This is a genomic window from Nocardioides szechwanensis, assembly GCF_900103935.1.
GTDB classification, from domain to species: domain Bacteria; phylum Actinomycetota; class Actinomycetes; order Propionibacteriales; family Nocardioidaceae; genus Nocardioides; species Nocardioides szechwanensis.
Genome location: NZ_FNIC01000009.1, coordinates 46,498 through 61,265 on the forward strand (window position 1 = coordinate 46,498; position 14,768 = coordinate 61,265).

The 14,768-nt window shown below is 70.9% G+C and carries 19 protein-coding genes; 13 read left to right on the forward strand and 6 right to left on the reverse strand.

Annotated elements, in window-relative coordinates; genetic code table 11:
• Positions 1-5 precede the first annotated feature (5 nt).
• The 6 genes from BLR90_RS18265 to BLR90_RS18290 are packed head-to-tail and all read left to right on the forward strand — an operon-like array spanning position 6 to position 3,290.
• Positions 6-524: a hypothetical protein gene (locus tag BLR90_RS18265; protein ID WP_091026672.1), complete on the forward strand. Its 519-nt coding sequence runs from the start codon at positions 6-8 to the stop codon at positions 522-524.
• A gap of 3 nt (positions 525-527) precedes the next feature.
• Positions 528-995, forward strand: a complete 468-nt coding sequence (locus BLR90_RS18270; protein ID WP_091026673.1) for an NUDIX hydrolase — start codon at positions 528-530, stop codon at positions 993-995.
• Positions 996-1,013: 18 nt separating this feature from the next.
• Positions 1,014-1,448 (forward strand): M67 family metallopeptidase, encoded by a 435-nt coding sequence (locus BLR90_RS18275; RefSeq protein WP_091026743.1) that lies wholly within the window; start codon positions 1,014-1,016, stop codon positions 1,446-1,448.
• A gap of 11 nt (positions 1,449-1,459) precedes the next feature.
• Positions 1,460-1,732, forward strand: a complete 273-nt coding sequence (locus BLR90_RS18280; RefSeq protein WP_091026674.1) for a MoaD family protein — start codon at positions 1,460-1,462, stop codon at positions 1,730-1,732.
• 5 nt (positions 1,733-1,737) lie between these two features.
• Entirely contained in the window at positions 1,738-2,304 is a 567-nt protein-coding gene (locus tag BLR90_RS18285) for an NYN domain-containing protein (protein ID WP_245715389.1), read from the forward strand.
• Between the two features lie 38 nt (positions 2,305-2,342).
• The gene (locus BLR90_RS18290; protein WP_091026676.1) at positions 2,343-3,290 is read left to right on the forward strand and encodes a PLP-dependent cysteine synthase family protein; all 948 of its coding nucleotides are present in this window, start codon (positions 2,343-2,345) and stop codon (positions 3,288-3,290) included.
• Between the two features lie 19 nt (positions 3,291-3,309).
• Here BLR90_RS18290 and BLR90_RS18295 read toward each other — a convergent pair whose 3' ends face one another.
• A complete protein-coding gene (locus tag BLR90_RS18295) occupies positions 3,310-4,044 on the reverse strand; it encodes a hypothetical protein (RefSeq protein WP_143016264.1) in 735 nt (244 codons plus the stop codon).
• A 62-nt stretch (positions 4,045-4,106) separates the two neighbouring features.
• Between BLR90_RS18295 and BLR90_RS18300 the strand changes: the two genes are divergently transcribed.
• Positions 4,107-5,213, forward strand: coding sequence for a DUF3152 domain-containing protein (locus BLR90_RS18300; protein ID WP_091026678.1), 1,107 nt, complete (start codon positions 4,107-4,109; stop codon positions 5,211-5,213).
• A 3-nt stretch (positions 5,214-5,216) separates the two neighbouring features.
• On the opposite strand, the gene BLR90_RS18305 is transcribed toward BLR90_RS18300, so the two are convergent.
• Both BLR90_RS18305 and BLR90_RS18310 read right to left on the reverse strand, forming a co-directional pair.
• Positions 5,217-6,050, reverse strand: a complete 834-nt coding sequence (locus tag BLR90_RS18305; RefSeq protein WP_091026679.1) for a PAS domain-containing protein — start codon at positions 6,048-6,050, stop codon at positions 5,217-5,219.
• A gap of 48 nt (positions 6,051-6,098) precedes the next feature.
• Positions 6,099-7,121 carry an alkaline phosphatase family protein gene (locus BLR90_RS18310; RefSeq protein WP_091026680.1) on the reverse strand — a complete coding sequence of 341 codons (1,023 nt, stop codon included), beginning with the start codon at positions 7,119-7,121 and terminating at the stop codon, positions 6,099-6,101.
• A 100-nt stretch (positions 7,122-7,221) separates the two neighbouring features.
• On the opposite strand from BLR90_RS18310, the gene murI reads away from it, so the two are divergent.
• Complete coding sequence (gene murI / locus BLR90_RS18315; RefSeq protein WP_091026744.1) at positions 7,222-8,046, forward strand: glutamate racemase; 825 nt, start codon at positions 7,222-7,224, stop codon at positions 8,044-8,046.
• On the forward strand, positions 8,043-8,801 hold the full coding sequence (locus tag BLR90_RS18320) for an MBL fold metallo-hydrolase (protein ID WP_091026681.1): 759 nt from the start codon (positions 8,043-8,045) through the stop codon (positions 8,799-8,801). Before murI ends, BLR90_RS18320 begins: the two co-directional genes overlap by 4 nt.
• Before the next feature lie 3 nt (positions 8,802-8,804).
• Here the strand turns inward: BLR90_RS18320 and BLR90_RS18325 are convergent, their stop codons facing one another.
• Both BLR90_RS18325 and BLR90_RS18330 read right to left on the reverse strand, forming a co-directional pair.
• A complete protein-coding gene (locus tag BLR90_RS18325) occupies positions 8,805-9,485 on the reverse strand; it encodes a response regulator (protein ID WP_091026745.1) in 681 nt (226 codons plus the stop codon).
• Positions 9,482-10,645, reverse strand: coding sequence for a sensor histidine kinase (locus BLR90_RS18330; RefSeq protein ID WP_091026682.1), 1,164 nt, complete (start codon positions 10,643-10,645; stop codon positions 9,482-9,484). The genes BLR90_RS18325 and BLR90_RS18330 overlap by 4 nt, the downstream gene beginning before the upstream one ends.
• 131 nt (positions 10,646-10,776) lie before the next feature.
• Between BLR90_RS18330 and BLR90_RS18335 the strand changes: the two genes are divergently transcribed.
• Genes BLR90_RS18335 through rdgB form a run of 4 tightly spaced genes read left to right on the forward strand, consistent with a single transcriptional unit; the run spans position 10,777 to position 13,866 of the window.
• Complete coding sequence (locus BLR90_RS18335) at positions 10,777-11,691, forward strand: ABC transporter ATP-binding protein (protein WP_091026683.1); 915 nt, start codon at positions 10,777-10,779, stop codon at positions 11,689-11,691.
• Positions 11,688-12,488, forward strand: coding sequence for an ABC-2 transporter permease (locus BLR90_RS18340; protein ID WP_091026684.1), 801 nt, complete (start codon positions 11,688-11,690; stop codon positions 12,486-12,488). Before BLR90_RS18335 ends, BLR90_RS18340 begins: the two co-directional genes overlap by 4 nt.
• A 42-nt stretch (positions 12,489-12,530) precedes the next feature.
• Positions 12,531-13,250 carry a ribonuclease PH gene (rph, locus tag BLR90_RS18345; RefSeq protein WP_091026685.1) on the forward strand — a complete coding sequence of 240 codons (720 nt, stop codon included), beginning with the start codon at positions 12,531-12,533 and terminating at the stop codon, positions 13,248-13,250.
• Between the two features lie 10 nt (positions 13,251-13,260).
• Positions 13,261-13,866, forward strand: a complete 606-nt coding sequence (gene rdgB / locus BLR90_RS18350) for an RdgB/HAM1 family non-canonical purine NTP pyrophosphatase (RefSeq protein ID WP_091026686.1) — start codon at positions 13,261-13,263, stop codon at positions 13,864-13,866.
• Here the strand turns inward: rdgB and BLR90_RS18355 are convergent.
• A complete protein-coding gene (locus tag BLR90_RS18355; protein ID WP_091026687.1) occupies positions 13,842-14,714 on the reverse strand; it encodes a bile acid:sodium symporter family protein in 873 nt (290 codons plus the stop codon). The genes rdgB and BLR90_RS18355 overlap by 25 nt on opposite strands.
• Between the last annotated feature and the right edge of the window lie 54 nt (positions 14,715-14,768).

A 14,768-nucleotide genomic window follows, 5' to 3' on the forward strand; every position in this document is an offset into this window, starting at 1 on the left:
GGACCATGCGTTTTCCACGACTGCTCATCGCTGCCCTGGCACTCGCCGCCGCTCTGACCGCCTGTAGCGGTGACGACAAGCCCGAGGGCGACGACCCGCCGGCCTCGACATCGCCGGCGACCGACGACCCCAACGCGCCTGGTGCCCAGGGGCCGTGCAAGGTCAAGATCGAGGTCGAAGGCGCCGCGACCGCCTCGTGGGAGGGCCGGGGGACGGTCCGGGTCGGCGACGCCGACGGCCCGGAGGCGATCTACCAGGCCGTCAACGGTGACAACCTGCTCATGGCCTACGCCGAGGGGCCCGACTTCCCCACGTCGGTCACCGTGACCGTGGGCGACCGGACCTTCGCCAACAAGCCCGGGAGCGCCGAGGGCCTCGACATCCGGGGCGACCGCTCCGGCATCGACCTGGACTTCACTGCCCTCGACGTCGAGGGTGCCGAGGCCGGCGTCACCGCCACCTTCGACTGCAGCAGCACTCCGGACAAGGACAAGAAGAAGAAGAACAAGAAGAACAAGGGCTGAGGCGTGCCGATCCCCCCGTTCGTCGTCGAGCTCCGCAAGCTCGTCGGCACCCGCGAGCTCTGGCTGCCGGCGGTGACCGCGATCGTCGTACGAGACGGGCACCTGCTGCTCACGCTGCGCGCCGACAACGGCCAGTGGGCGCCGGTGACCGGCATCGTCGACCCGGGGGAGGAGCCGGCGGTCGCGGCCCGGCGCGAGGCCCTCGAGGAGACCGGCGTCGAGGTCACGGTCGACCGGCTCGCCTCGGTCAGCGTCAGTCCGCAGATCACCCACACCAACGGTGACCTCGGGGTCTACCTCGACCTGACCTTCGCGTGCACCTGGGTGGCCGGCGAGGCGCGGGTCGCCGACGACGAGAACACCGACGTGCGGTGGTGGCCCCTCGACGGCCTGCCGGAGATGAGCCCGTTCCTCCAGAAGCGGATCGAGGCCGGTCTGTCGGGCGAGACGGCGACCCGGTTCACGACCTGACCCCACTACCCTGGGGTGGTGCTGACCATCGACCAGGCGACGTACGACGCCATCGTCGCGCACGCCAAGCGTGACCACCCCGACGAGGCGTGCGGCATCGTCGCCGGCCCGCAGGGCAGCGACCGCGCCGAGCGCCTGGTCGAGATGGTCAACGCCGCCGGCAGCCCGACCTTCTACGAGTTCGACTCCATGGATCTGCTCCAGCTCTACAAGCAGATGGACGCGAACGACGAGGAGCCGGTGGTGATCTACCACTCACACACCGCCACCGGGGCCTACCCCAGCCGCACCGACATCGGCCTCGCGCAGGAGCCCCAGGCCCACTACGTGCTGGTCAGCACGCGCGAGCACGGGAATAACGACGGCCCGGTGGAGTTCAGGTCATACAGAATCGTCGACGGCGAGGTGACCGAGGAAGAGGTCGCCGTCGTCGCGCAACTGAGCAGCAACTAGGAGTCTCTGACATGGCCATCGAGGTCCGGATCCCGACCATCCTGCGCACCTACACCGGCGGTGAGAAGGCCGTCAGCGGTGACGGCGCGAGCCTGAGCGCCCTGATCGACGACCTCGAGACCAACCACCCCGGGCTCAAGGAGCGTCTCCTCGACAACGGCGATCTGCGCCGCTTCGTCAACGTCTACGTCAACGACGAGGACGTGCGCTTCATCGGTGGCCTCGACGCCGAGCTGAGCGACGGCGACGAGGTCGTCGTGCTGCCGGCCGTAGCCGGAGGCTGAGCCCCTTGTCGGGCCAGGTGTCGGGCCGGAGGACGTTCGTCCTCGTCGACGGCGAGAACATCGACGCCACGCTCGGCAACTCCCTGCTCGGACGGCGCCCGCTGCCCGAGGAGCGCCCGCGCTGGGAGCGCGTGACGGCGTACGCCGCGTCGCTGTGGGACCAGCCGGTCGTCGGCCTGTTCTTCCTCAACGCCTCCAACGGCCAGCTGCCGGGCAGCTTCATCCAGGCGCTGCTGGCCATGGACTACCGGCCGATCCCGCTGGCCGGCCGCAGTGACGAGAAGGTCGTCGACGTCGGCATCCAGCGCACCCTCGACGCGCTGGTCGGCCACGACGACGACGTCCTGCTGGTCAGCCACGACGCGGACTTCGCGCCCCACCTGGAGCGGCTCCTCGGTGGCCGGCGCCGCATCGGCGTCGTCGGGCTCAACGAGTACGTCAGCATCCAGTACAACGACCTCGACATCGAGATCCACGACCTCGAGGACGACGTCCAGGCGTTCAACGTCCCGCTCCCGCGCGTGCGGATCATCGAGCTCGACGACTTCGACCCCGAGCGCTTCCTGCGCTGACGCCCCCCGCCCGGCCGATCCCGAAGGACACCCCGCTCATGCGCTACGACAACCTGCTCGCCTCGGTCGGCGGCACCCCGCTGGTGGGCCTGCCGCGGCTGTCGCCGAGCCCCGACGTACGCCTCTGGGCCAAGCTCGAGGACCGCAACCCGACCGGTTCGATCAAGGACCGTCCTGCGCTGAAGATGATCGAGGAGGCGGAGAAGGACGGGACGCTGCGCCCCGGCTGCACGATCCTCGAGCCCACCTCGGGCAACACCGGCATCTCGCTGGCGATGGCGGCCAAGCTCAAGGGCTACCGGCTCGTGTGCGTGATGCCGGAGAACACCTCCGAGGAGCGCCGCCAGCTGCTGCGCATGTGGGGTGCCGAGATCGTGTCCTCGCCGGCGGCCGGCGGCTCCAACGAGGCCGTGCGGGTGGCCAAGAAGGTCGCGGCCGAGCACCCCGACTGGGTGATGCTCTACCAGTACGGCAACGCCGCCAACGCGCTCGCCCACGAGGAGGGCACCGGCCCCGAGATCCTCGCCGACCTCCCCGGCATCACCCACTTCGTCGCCGGCCTCGGCACCACCGGCACGCTGATGGGCGTCAGTCGCTACTTCCGTCAGGCCAAGCCCGACGTCAAGATCGTCGCCGCCGAGCCGAGGTACGGCGAGCTCGTCTACGGCCTGCGCAACCTCGACGAGGGCTTCGTCCCCGAGCTGTACGACGCCAACCTGATCGACTCGCGCTTCTCGGTCGGTCCGCGCGACGCCGTCCGCCGGGTCCGTGAGCTTCTCGAGCTCGAGGGAATCTTCGCCGGCATCTCCACCGGCGCGATCCTGCACGCCGCGCTGGGCCAGGCCGCGAAGGCCGTCAAGGCAGGCGAGAGCGCCGACATCGCGTTCGTCGTGTGCGACGGCGGCTGGAAGTACCTCTCCACCGGCGCCTACGAAGGCACCATCGACGAGGCCGAGGACCGCCTCGAGGGCCAGCTCTGGGCCTGAGCCGGCCCTCGGCGGCTCGTCAGTACCTCAGCTGGATGCCGTAGACCGACACCGTCGAGCAGGTGTCCGCGGCGTCGCCGCCCACCCGCGCGAGCCCGAGCTGGATGAACATGCCGGGGTTGTCCAGGAACGGCCAGGACAGGGTCAGCGTGTGCACCGACCCGTCACCGGCCGGCACCGAGACGAGACCGCTGTAGCCGCTGCCGCTCCCGGGGAACTGCCAGCCTCCGTTGTGGATGTCCGACCCGGTGTCGGAGTCGGGGCCCTCCAGGCCGGAGGTCGCCACCGACCACGAGCAGGCGCCGGGGCTGTCCTCCCGGTAGACGACGTCGACCTCGAACGGGGCGTCCGGGACGTGGTCGGGCGGGACCACCACACCGAACCGCAGCTCGCCGGTGCCGGCCGCCGGAAGGGTGACGCCGTCGGCGCCGACGATCGCGGCGCCGCTGCTGCCGACGCCCTGCGGGGGGATCGTCATCGCCGAGGTCTGGGCATGGGTGAAGCCACCGAGCCTTGCTGCGTCGGGCGCCTTCGCGATGATGTTGTTGGGGAGCCGGCCTGCGGCGTTGGTGGCCACCAGCTTGCCCTTGCGCTTGGCGACGGGGGCGCCGGCCGACACGGCGTGCTTGCCGTCGACCTTGTGCGCGTTCTTGGCGTCGTAATTGGCCTTTGCGACGGCGCCGCCGGAGAAACCGACGAGCACAGTGAGCGCGAGCACGACCACGTGGGTGATTCGGGGAGTCATTCGGGTCATGGCTGATACTGCTCCCGCGCAGGGCGAAGTGTCGAGGGTGCTGGGCGGGATACCGTCGACCAATGTTCGCTCGTGCTCTCGCCCTCGCCCTGTGCGCCACCGCCTGGTTCGTGACCCCCGCCGCCGCACTCGGCGTCGCCGTCGACCCGGTCAGCACCCAGCCGCCCGTCGTCGAGGGCTCGGCCGTGGTCGGCGAGGTGCTGCGGTCGGGGCGCGGCGCCTGGGAGCCGTCCGAGGTCACCGTGACCTACCAGTGGCTGCGTGACGCTACGCCGATCCCGGGAGCGACCGGACGCGGCTACCGGATCGAGCCGGCCGACCTGCGCCACCGGCTCGCGGTCCGGGTCACGGCCACCAGCACCGACGGTGGCACCGGCACCGCGACCTCGGAGCCGACCGACCGTGTCGTGCGCGGACGGCTGGACAACCGGCGTCCGCCCGGCGTGATCGGCACCAAGCGCTTCACGCACACCGTCGAGGCCTCGCTGGGCCGCTGGTCCCACGACCCGCAGCGGGCGTCGTACCAGTGGCTGCGCGGCAACCGCCCGATCCCCGGCGCCACCCACCGCCGCTACCACTACGCCCCCGAGGACGTCGGCCGCCGGGTCCGGGTCCGGGTGGTCGTGCGGGCCGCGGGCTACCACCCCGCCACCGCGACCTCGCCGCGTGCCGAGCAGGTGGCGCACCGGGTCGACGTACGACGCACCGTCACCTACCACGTCGAGACGCGCGGCAAGATCACCACGAGCGTGCGCGACTTCGCCCGCCTGGCCCAGGAGACCTACAGCGACCCGCGCGGGTGGCGGGCCAAGGGCGTGCAGTTCGTGCGCGTCGACCGAGGCGGCTCGTTCACGCTGGTGCTCGCCGAGGCGCCCCGGGTGCCCGTCTTCTCGTCGGGCTGCAGCAGCGACTGGAGCTGCCGGGTGGGCCGGTTCGTGATCATCAACCAGACCCGGTGGAAGCACGCGTCGCCCGCCTGGAACAGGGCCAACGGGGTGCTGCGCGACTACCGGCACATGGTGGTCAACCACGAGACCGGCCACTGGCTCGGCCGTGGGCACGCGGGCTGCCCCGGCCCGGGCCGACTGGCGCCGGTGATGATGCAGCAGTCCAAGGGGCTCGGGGGCTGCCGGTTCAACCCGTGGCCGACTCTGGGCGAGCTGCGCTAGCTCCTACATCGTCGGCGCGATGTCGGCCGCGGTCGTGCGCAGCAGGTCGCCGCGCTCCTCGTCACCGGGCTCGGTGCCACCGAGGTCGGCCATCAGCTTGCGCGCGGCCTCGAGCGTGCCCTTGAGGTACTTCCAGCTGAGCTCGGAGTCCTCGAGCTCCAGCGCGTAGATCGCGGCGGTCAGCCCCTGGACGACGTTGTCGTTGATCTCGGAGGCCTGACGGCGGCGCTCGTGCGCCTCACCGAGACGTACGGCGGCGGCCTGGCGCTCCTCCTCGGCGTGCACCCGGTCGGTGATGTCGATGCACGTGCCGCGCATCCGGATCGGGCTGCCGGTGCCGTCGATGACGACCTGGCCGTTGGAGGAGAGGTAGCGGACCTCGCCGTCGGGGCGCACGATCCGCTCGACCATCTCGTAGGGCTCGCCGGTGGCGTACGAGTGCTGGTGGATGGCGGTGATCCGCTCGCGGTCGTCGGCGTGGATGTGACCCAGGAACCGCTCGTAGGTGGCGTTGAACGACTGCGGCTCGTGGCCGTAGATCCGGTAGAGCTGGTCGGACCAGCGGTTGGTGTCGGTCGGGATGTGCCAGTCGTAGTCGCCCATGTTGGCCAGCGCCTGGGCGTTGTCGACCCGCTGGGTGAGGCTGGCCAGCTCCTCCTCGGCCACCTTGCGCGCCCGGGCCTGCTCGAGCAGCACCGTGGCCAGCTCGGCGGCCACGACGTGCTCGCGCTCGACCGATGCCGCCAGCAGCAGCGTCAGCTCGTCGACGACGGACTGGACGGCGGATGTTTCGTCGGACGCGGCAGCCAGCGCGATGAGCTCCTGGAGTCGGACCATGCCGCCAGTGTGTCCCTAAGAGGGGTCTTGTGCGGCGACTCGCGAATATCAGTCGGTCAAGACTCGGAGCTGTTGGGTGGCGTTGAAACGGCTGCCCGGCACCGGCCCCAGACCGAGCAGGTCGGTGACCAGGTTGGCGACGTCGCCGTTGCGCACCGGCTGCCGGCCGGCGAGGTCGGGCCGGGTGCGGCCGGGGTTCTCGTAGGAGGGGTTCATGGCGTAGAGGTCGCCGTGCTCGACGCCGGGTCCCCAGGCCATGAACGGCACGCGCATGTCTCCCAGCTCGTTGACCTGGTAGTGGCTCGGGCCGACCCCGCCGTGGTCGGCGGTCAGCACGATGACCAGGTCGCCGAGCTCGTCGTGGTTGTCGATCGCGGCCAGGAGCTTGCCGACGAGGGCGTCCACCCGGCGTACGGCGTCGAGGTAGGCCGGCGACATGAAGCCGTGGTCGTGCCCGGTGCGGTCGGCGACGCCCAGGTGCAGGAACGTGAACGCGCGGTGCTGCGTCAGCAGGTCGGCTCGCACCGCCTTGACCACGCGGAGGTCCTGCTCGTCGTGCAGGACGATCCGGTCGATGCCGGCGTCCCACGAGCGCTCGAAGATGCTGAACTTCGGCTTGGTGCCGAAGAAGGCGGTCGTGCCACCGTCGGCGTGGACCACGGTGTAGACCGACGCGACGCCGTGTCCGGCGGCCTTCTGGACCGTCGTGCCGGGGCGGTCGGTGTTCCAGGTGACGCCGTGGCCGCCCTTGGCGGCGTTGATCCGGCGCCCGGTGAGCATGCTGGTGTGGTTGGGCAGCGTCTTGGTGAGCTCGTACTGGCTGCGCGCGTTGAGCGTCGCCGCGCCCTCGTCGACGAGCCGCCACAGGTGCGGGAGCGCGTCGCGACCCAGCTTGGTCATGGCCTGCGGGTTGAGTGCGTCGACCGAGATCGCGAGCACGCGGGGCGTGGTCTCGGCGCGGCCGGCAGGGTCCGGGGAGACCGGGGGGGCAGGTGGCGCGGCGGTGGCCGACGCGACCGTCAGCAGGGGGATCAGGCACAGCGTGGCCACGGCCCGGGAACGCAACGTCATAGGACGACCCTACGGCGGGTCCGCTCGCCGCTCGGACGCCACGACGTGACCTCCGTCGCCACTCGTGCGGTTGAGGCTGGTGAGCACCTACGCTTCCCTCGTGCCGCCACTCACCGACGCCGAACTCCGGGACGCCCCCATCGGCATCTTCGACTCCGGGTTCGGTGGGCTCACCGTGGCGCGGTCGGTGATCGACCAGCTGCCGCACGAGTCGATCCGCTACGTCGGCGACACCGCCCGCCAGCCCTACGGCCCCAAGCCCATCAGCGAGGTGCGCGAGTACGCACTGGAGTGCCTCGACCACCTCGTGGCCGAGGGCGTCAAGGCACTGGTCATCGCATGCAACTCCGCCAGCGCCGCGATGCTGCGCGACGCCCGCGAGCGCTACGACGTACCCGTCGTCGAGGTGATCTACCCCGCCACCCGCCGGGCCGTCGCCGCCACCCGCAGCGGCCGGATCGGCGTGATCTGCACCGCGGCCACTGCCGAGTCGATGGCCTACGACGACGCGTTCGCGGCCGCTCCGCAGGTCGAGCTGACCACCCGGGCCTGTCCGCGCTTCGTCGACTTCGTCGAGGCCGGGATCACCGGCGGCGACGAGCTGCTCGCCGTCGCCCACGACTACCTCGACCCGCTCACCGAGGCCGGCGTCGACACCCTGATCCTCGGGTGCACGCACTACCCGCTGCTGACCGGCGTCATCTCCTACGTGATGGGCGACGACGTCACCCTGGTCAGCAGCGCCGAGGAGTGCGCCAAGGACGTCTACAAGATGCTGGTCGGGACCGGCCTGATGCGCGAGACCGGCGACCCGGCCTACAGCTTCGTGACTACGGGCTCGCCCGACGAGTTCGAGACCATCGGACGGCGCTTCCTCGGCCCGGAGATGGTCTCGGCCAGCCAGTTCGCGGGCGGCCTGACATGAGGATGACGGTGATCGGCTGCTCGGGTTCCTACCCGGGCCCCGACTCCTGCGCGAGCTGCTACCTGCTCGAGTCCGAGTGGGAGGGGCGCACCTGGCGGGTCCTGGTCGAGCTCGGCAACGGGGCGCTGGGCCAGCTCCAGCGCTACGTCGACCCGCTGACGATCGACGCGGTGCTGTTCAGCCACCTCCACGCCGACCACTGCCTCGACCTGTGCGGCTACTACGTGATGCGCAAGTACCACCCCACGGGCCCGCAGCCGCCGATCCCGGTCTGGGGGCCGCCGGGCACCGCCGACCGGATGGCCCACGCCTACGACCTCCCGCTCGACCCGGGCATGAACGAGGAGTTCGACTTCCGCACCTACGCCGACGAGTCGTTCCGGGTCGGTCCCTTCGAGGTCACCCCCGTTCCGGTCGACCACCCCGTCGACGCCTTCGGCCTGCGGATCGCCGCCGACGGGGCGACCATCGGCTACAGCGGCGACACCGGCCCGTGTGCGGGCCTCGACCGCGTCGCCGAGGACGTCGACCTGCTGCTCGCCGAGGCGTCGTTCCGCACCGGTGACGACAACCCGCCCAACCTCCACCTGACCGGCACCGACTGCGGCGACGTGGCCGCCCGTTCCCGGTCGAAGCGGCTGGTGCTCACGCACATCCCGCCGTGGTTCGACAAGCAGGCCGCGCTCGCCGAGGCGACCACGGCGTACGACGGTCCGGTCGAGCTCGCCCAGCCGGGCGCCGTCTACGAGCTCTGACGCTCACTCGCCCTCGAGCGCTCCCGCGTCGTGTACGCAGATCGCGATCTGGACGCGGTTGGTGGTGCCGAGCTTCTCGAAGAGCCGGGACACGTGCGCCTTGACCGTCGGCACCGACAGGTGGAGCGCGGAGGCGATCTCGGCGTTGCTGAGGCCCCGCCCGACCGCGAGCGCGACATCGTGCTCGCGCTCGGTGAGCAGCGCGAGCCGCTTCTGCGCCCCGGCGCTGCGGTCGTCGCCGGAGTCGGACCGCACCCGGTTGATCAGGGTGCGGGTGACCGAGGGCGACAGCATCGGCTCGCCGTCCGCGACCTTGCGGATCGCCTCCAGGATCAGCGCCGGCGGAGTGTCCTTGAGCAGGAACCCGTCGGCGCCGGCGGCGAGCGCCCCGACCACGTGCTCGTCGGCGTCGAACGTGGTCAGGACGATCACCCGTGGCGGGTCCGGGTCTGCGTGGAGGGCGCGGGTGGCGTCGAGCCCGTTGAGGTTCGGCATCCGGATGTCCATCAGCACGACGTCGGGGCGCAGCTCCCGGGCCAGCGCCACGCCCGCCCGCCCGTCGGCTGCCTCGCCGACGACCTCGACGTCCGACCGGCCGCCGAGCATCAGGCCGAGCGCCGAGCGCACCAGGGGGTCGTCGTCGACCACCAGGACGCGCACGACCGGGCTTGCATCCGGGCTCATGCCGCCCACGGTATCCACGCATGCAGCTCGAAGGCGCCGTGGTCGGTCCGGTGCTCGAGCCGCCCGCCGCGCAGGATCGCGCGCTCGGTCAGCCCGACCAGCCCGAGTCCCGCGCCGGGGGTGGTGCTCGTCCCGAAGCCCAGCGGGTTGCGCAGCGTGACGTCGACGCCGTCCTCCGGACCGCCGGTCACCGTGATCGTCAGTCGCGCGCCGGGCGCATGCTTGCGGGCGTTGGTGATGCCCTCCTGCACGATCCGGTAGAGCGTGCGGCCGACGACATCGGGCATCGGCTGGTCGCACGCGAGGTCGTCGGCGAGGGTCACCGGCATCCCCGCGGCACGAGCGTCGTCGACGAGGAGTGGCACGTCGGCGTACGTCGGCTGCGGCGTGCTCATGGGCTCGCCGGTCTCGTCGTCGCGGAGCACCCCCAGCACGCTGCGCAGGTCGGTGAGCGCCTCGTGGGCCCGGTCGCGGATCACCGCGACGCTCTCGCGCATCTCGTCGGCGCTCAGGTCCTCGCGGAAGCTCAGGGCGCCGGCGTGCATGGAGATCTGGGAGATCCGGTGGGCCAGCACGTCGTGCATCTCGCGGGCGATGCGGGCCCGCTCGGTGCTGCGCGACTGGGCCACGCGCAGCTCCTGCTCCGCCTCGGCCTGCTCGGCGCGGTTGCGCAGGGTCCAGATCAGCTCGCGGCGCGACCCGATGTACATCCCCCAGGCCATGCTGGCCGAGATCGCGAAGACCGCCGCGAGGAACGAGATCCACGCCGGGTCGTTGTTGGCGCTGGGCTGGGTCTCGGTGTAGACCGTCGACGTGGCCAGAGCCACGAGGGCGACCACGATGACGTGCAGCCACCGGCGTCGGGTCGCGAGTGACACGGACGTCAGCGTCGCCGGGCCCTGCGCGGTGCCCGAGACAGCGCCCATCACGTTGGTGACCAGTGCGATGGCCAGGGGCCACCGGCGCCGGAAGAACATCAGCACGTAGGCCGCCAGGCCGACCAGCAGATCGATGTAGAACAGCAGTGGCATCTGCTCGATCTGGGCCTCGGCGGCGGCCACCCAGACCATCGCGCTGATGGCCAGGGTCAGCAGGACGCGCCAGGTCTGCCCCCACCACGTGAGCGGAGGCTGGTAGGTCTCCGGCGCGGGCCTGTCCACTCCGGCAGCGTAGGGCCGACCCAGGAGCGGGCACAGGCTCCCGCGGTCGCGGCGTACCCCCTACTTAGGTCATCGGCCCCCCTCCGCGTGGCCGATGCGCCGGCGGGCCGGGTTGCGGCAGGGTAGGAGACATGATCGAGGTCGAAGGACTAACCAGGAAGTACGGCGCGTTCACCGCCGTCGATGACGTCAGCTTCGTGGCCGAGCCCGGGAGGGTGACCGGGTTCCTCGGTCCCAACGGTGCCGGCAAGACGACCACGATGCGGGTCATGGTGGGGCTCACCCCCGCCACCCATGGTCGGGTCACCATCGGGGGTCACCTCTACTCCGACATCCCCAATCCCGGACTCCACGTGGGTGTGCTGCTCGATGCCTCGGCACAGCACGCCGGGCGCACCGGCCGCGAGATCCTCACCCTCGGCGCGACCACGATGGGGCTGCCCAAGTCGCGGGTCGACGAGATGCTCGCGCTCGTGTCGCTGTCCGACACCGAGGCGAAGCGCCGCCTGCGCAACTACTCGCTCGGCATGAAGCAGCGCCTCGGCATCGCGCACGCGCTGCTCGGCGACCCGTCCGTGCTGATCCTCGACGAGCCGGCCAACGGTCTCGACCCGGCGGGCATCCGCTGGATGCGCGGACTGCTCAAGGGCTACGCCGAGCGCGGTGGCACCGTGCTGCTCTCCAGCCACCTGCTGCACGAGGTGGAGATCATCGCCGACGAGATGATCCTCATCGGACGGGGCAAGATCGTCGCCCAGGGGAGCAAGGAGTCGTTGCTCGCCGACGCGGACCACTCCTCGACGCTCGTGACCTCGCTCGACAACGACCTGCTCGGCAAGGCTCTGCAGCACAAGGGCTACGGCGTCGCGGCGGCCGGGACCGGCCTCCGGGTCGAAGCCGCTCCGGTCGACGTCGGCCGGGTGGCCGCCGACAACACCATCGTCCTCACCGACCTCCGCTCCGCGGACGGCGGCCTGGAGGACCTCTTCCTCGCGCTCACGTCCGAGACGCAGCGCGACGTACTCCCCGAAGGAGCGCAGGCATGAGCAGCACCGCGGCACTCGGCCAGATCGACATCAACGCCAACCCCCCGGTCCCCATGAGCCGCCTGGCGCAGGTCGAGGTGCGCAAGGCGCTCGACACCAGGGCCGGTCGCTGGTTCGCGGCCTCGATCATCGGGCTGGTGCTCGTCGTCGAGGTCATCTACGCCCTGGTGGCCGACGACGCCGACAAGAACTACGGCGACTTCCTGAGCATCGCGGGTGGTGTGCTCGGCTACTTCCTGCCGATCCTGATCATCATGCTGGTCACCAGCGAGGCCAGCCAGCGCAACGGCCTGGTGACGTTCACGCTCGAGCCCCGGCGCCCGCGGGTCGTCGTGGCCAAGTTCGTCGCCGGGATCGTGCTCGCAGTCGCCGTCATGATCATGGGCGCGGCGATGGCACTCATCGGCACCTTCATCGGCATCGCCAGCGGTGCCTCGCCGGAGTGGTCGGTCGACGGCAACCTGTTCTTCAACGGGTTCGTGCTCGCCAACGTGATCGGGGTCTTCGTCGGGTTCGCGATCGCGATGCTGCTGATGAACACCCCCGCGGCGATCGTCGGCTACTTCGCCTACAGCCTGATCCTCCCGATCGCGGTCGGCATCCTGTCGGCCCTCAGCTCGGGGTTCGAGAAGGTCGCGCCGTGGATCGAGTTCAACACCGCGCAGACGCCGCTCTTCATGGGCGACTACCAGCCGAGCGGCGAGGAGTGGGCCCAGATCGCCGTGTCCGGCACGATCTGGCTGATCATCCCGCTGGTGCTCGGCATCATGCGGCTGCTGCGCATCGAGTTCAAGTAGCCCGTCCTCCTCGTGCGCCCGGCCCCCGTTAGGGTCGGGCGCATGACGTCCCTCCCCCTCACTCCCCGCGTCGACGGCCGTGCCGACGACGAGCTGCGACCGGTCACGATCACCCGCAACTGGCTCGACCACGCAGCCGGCTCGGTGCTGATCGAGTTCGGCCGGACCAAGGTGCTCTGCGCCGCGTCGGCCTCGACCGGCGTACCCCGGTGGCGCAAGGGGTCCGGTCTGGGCTGGGTCACGGCGGAGTACGCCATGCTGCCCGCCTCGACCAACACCCGCTCCGACCGCGAGTCGGTCAAGGGCCGGATCGGTGGCCGCACCCACGAGATCAGCCGGCTGATCGGCCGCTCGCTGCGCGCGGTCATCGACTACCAGGCGCTGGGCGAGAACACGATCCAGCTCGACTGCGACGTGCTCCAGGCCGACGGCGGCACCCGCACCGCGGCGATCACCGGCGCCTACATCGCGCTGGCCGACGCCTGCGCCCACCTCGGCGTGCCCAAGGCGCTCACCGGCTCCGTCGCGGCGATCAGCGTCGGCATCATCGACGGCGCTCCGCGCCTCGACCTGCCCTACGTCGAGGACGTCCGGGCCGAGACCGACATGAACGTCGTGATGACCGGCGACGGCAAGTTCGTCGAGGTGCAGGGCACCGCCGAGGGTGCGGCGTTCGACCGCGCCGAGCTCGACGCGCTGCTGGCGCTCGCCGAGAAGGGCTGCGCCGACCTGACCCGCAGGCAGCTCGAGGCACTGGCTTGAGGGGGGTCACGTGACGAGGGTCTTCCTGGCATCGCGCAACGCCAAGAAGCTGGAGGAGATGCAGCGCATCCTGGCCGCGCACCTGGGTGAGGTCGAGGTCGTCGGGCTCGACGACGTGCCGGCCTACGACGAGCCGGTGGAGGACGCCCCCGACTTCGAGGGCAACGCGCTGCTCAAGGCACGGGTCGGTGCGACGGTGACCGGGCTGCCGACGATCGCCGACGACAGCGGGCTGTGCGTCGACGCGCTCAACGGGATGCCGGGCGTGCTCTCGGCGCGCTGGTCCGGACCTCCCAAGTCGGACGCCCGCAACAACGAGCTCCTCCTCGCCCAGATCGCCGACGTGCCCGACGACCGACGCGGCGCTCACTTCGTCAGCGCGGTCGCGTTCGTCCTCCCCGACGGGCGCGAGCTCGTCGTCGAGGGGCGGATGGACGGCCGGATCACCCGCGAGCCGCGGGGGAGCGGTGGCTTCGGCTACGACGTCGTCTTCGAGGCCGACGACCGCCCGGGAGTCACCACCGCCGAGCTCGACCGGGCCGACAAGGACGCGATCTCACACCGCGGCCGGGCGCTGCGCGAGATAGCGCCTCAGGTGGCGACCTTGGTGGCCTGAGCGACCCGGCGGCTGATGATCATTCCCCAGCCGGCCGCGAGGAAGAACATCAACAGCGAGTAGACCGCCGCCGGGACGGCGATCTCGTTGACGTCGAGGATGTTCTCCGCGACGAAGATCGCCAGGGTCCCGTTGTGGACGCCGATCTCGAACGACGACGCGATCGCCTGGCCTTCCACGACGCCCAGCGCACGCGGTACGACGTACCCGACGACGAGGCTGATCGCGCAGAACAGCGCGGCCACGATGCCGACGTCGGCGAGGTAGTCGCCGACCCGGTCCTTCTCGCCGAGCAGGATGCCGAGCACCAGCACCGCCAGGATGATCGCGGACGCGATCCGGACCGGCTTGTCCATGGCGGCGGCGAACGACGCCTTCTTGGCGCGCACCAGCATGCCGAGCCCGGTCGGGACCAGGATCAGGACGAACACCTTGACCACCTCGGCCAAGGGCATCTCCACGGACTCGCTCTTGTCGAAGTAGTCGATCGCGAGGTTGGTGATCAGCGGCAGCGTGCCGATCGCGATGATCGAGTTGATCGCGGTGAGAGAGATGTTGAGCGCCACGTCGCCGCGGAAGAGGTGGCTGAACAGGTTGGCGGTCGTGCCGCCGGGCGACGCCGCGAGCAGCAGCATGCCGATGCCGAGGAACGGCGGCAGGTCGAAGAGCACGACCAGCCCGAAGCAGACGGCCGGCAGCAGCACCAGCTGGCAGGCCAGGGCCACGAGCACGGCCTTGGGGTGCTTGCCGACCCGGCGGAAGTCCGCCAGCGTCAGGTCCAGGCCGAGCCCGAACATGATGATGGCCAGGGCGATCGGCAGCCCGATCTCGGTCAGCGCGGAGTCCATGAGCGGACCCTAGTGGACGGTGACCCCCGTCACACGGAGGCCACCCGGTACGTT

Bases quoted from the DNA above. Each gene is read 5' to 3' on its own strand.
- BLR90_RS18265 (WP_091026672.1), top strand. From the start codon at position 6: ATGCGTTTTCCACGACTGCTCATCGCTGCCCTGGCACTCGCCGCCGCT.
- BLR90_RS18280 (WP_091026674.1), top strand. From the start codon at position 1,460: ATGGCCATCGAGGTCCGGATCCCGACCATCCTGCGCACCTACACCGGC.
- BLR90_RS18290 (WP_091026676.1), top strand. From the start codon at position 2,343: ATGCGCTACGACAACCTGCTCGCCTCGGTCGGCGGCACCCCGCTGGTG.
- BLR90_RS18295 (WP_143016264.1), bottom strand. From the start codon at position 4,044: ATGACCCGAATGACTCCCCGAATCACCCACGTGGTCGTGCTCGCGCTC.
- BLR90_RS18300 (WP_091026678.1), top strand. From the start codon at position 4,107: ATGTTCGCTCGTGCTCTCGCCCTCGCCCTGTGCGCCACCGCCTGGTTC.
- BLR90_RS18305 (WP_091026679.1), bottom strand. From the start codon at position 6,050: ATGGTCCGACTCCAGGAGCTCATCGCGCTGGCTGCCGCGTCCGACGAA.
- BLR90_RS18310 (WP_091026680.1), bottom strand. From the start codon at position 7,121: ATGACGTTGCGTTCCCGGGCCGTGGCCACGCTGTGCCTGATCCCCCTG.
- BLR90_RS18320 (WP_091026681.1), top strand. From the start codon at position 8,043: ATGAGGATGACGGTGATCGGCTGCTCGGGTTCCTACCCGGGCCCCGAC.
- BLR90_RS18325 (WP_091026745.1), bottom strand. From the start codon at position 9,485: ATGAGCCCGGATGCAAGCCCGGTCGTGCGCGTCCTGGTGGTCGACGAC.
- BLR90_RS18335 (WP_091026683.1), top strand. From the start codon at position 10,777: ATGATCGAGGTCGAAGGACTAACCAGGAAGTACGGCGCGTTCACCGCC.
- BLR90_RS18340 (WP_091026684.1), top strand. From the start codon at position 11,688: ATGAGCAGCACCGCGGCACTCGGCCAGATCGACATCAACGCCAACCCC.
- rph (WP_091026685.1), top strand. From the start codon at position 12,531: ATGACGTCCCTCCCCCTCACTCCCCGCGTCGACGGCCGTGCCGACGAC.
- BLR90_RS18355 (WP_091026687.1), bottom strand. From the start codon at position 14,714: ATGGACTCCGCGCTGACCGAGATCGGGCTGCCGATCGCCCTGGCCATC.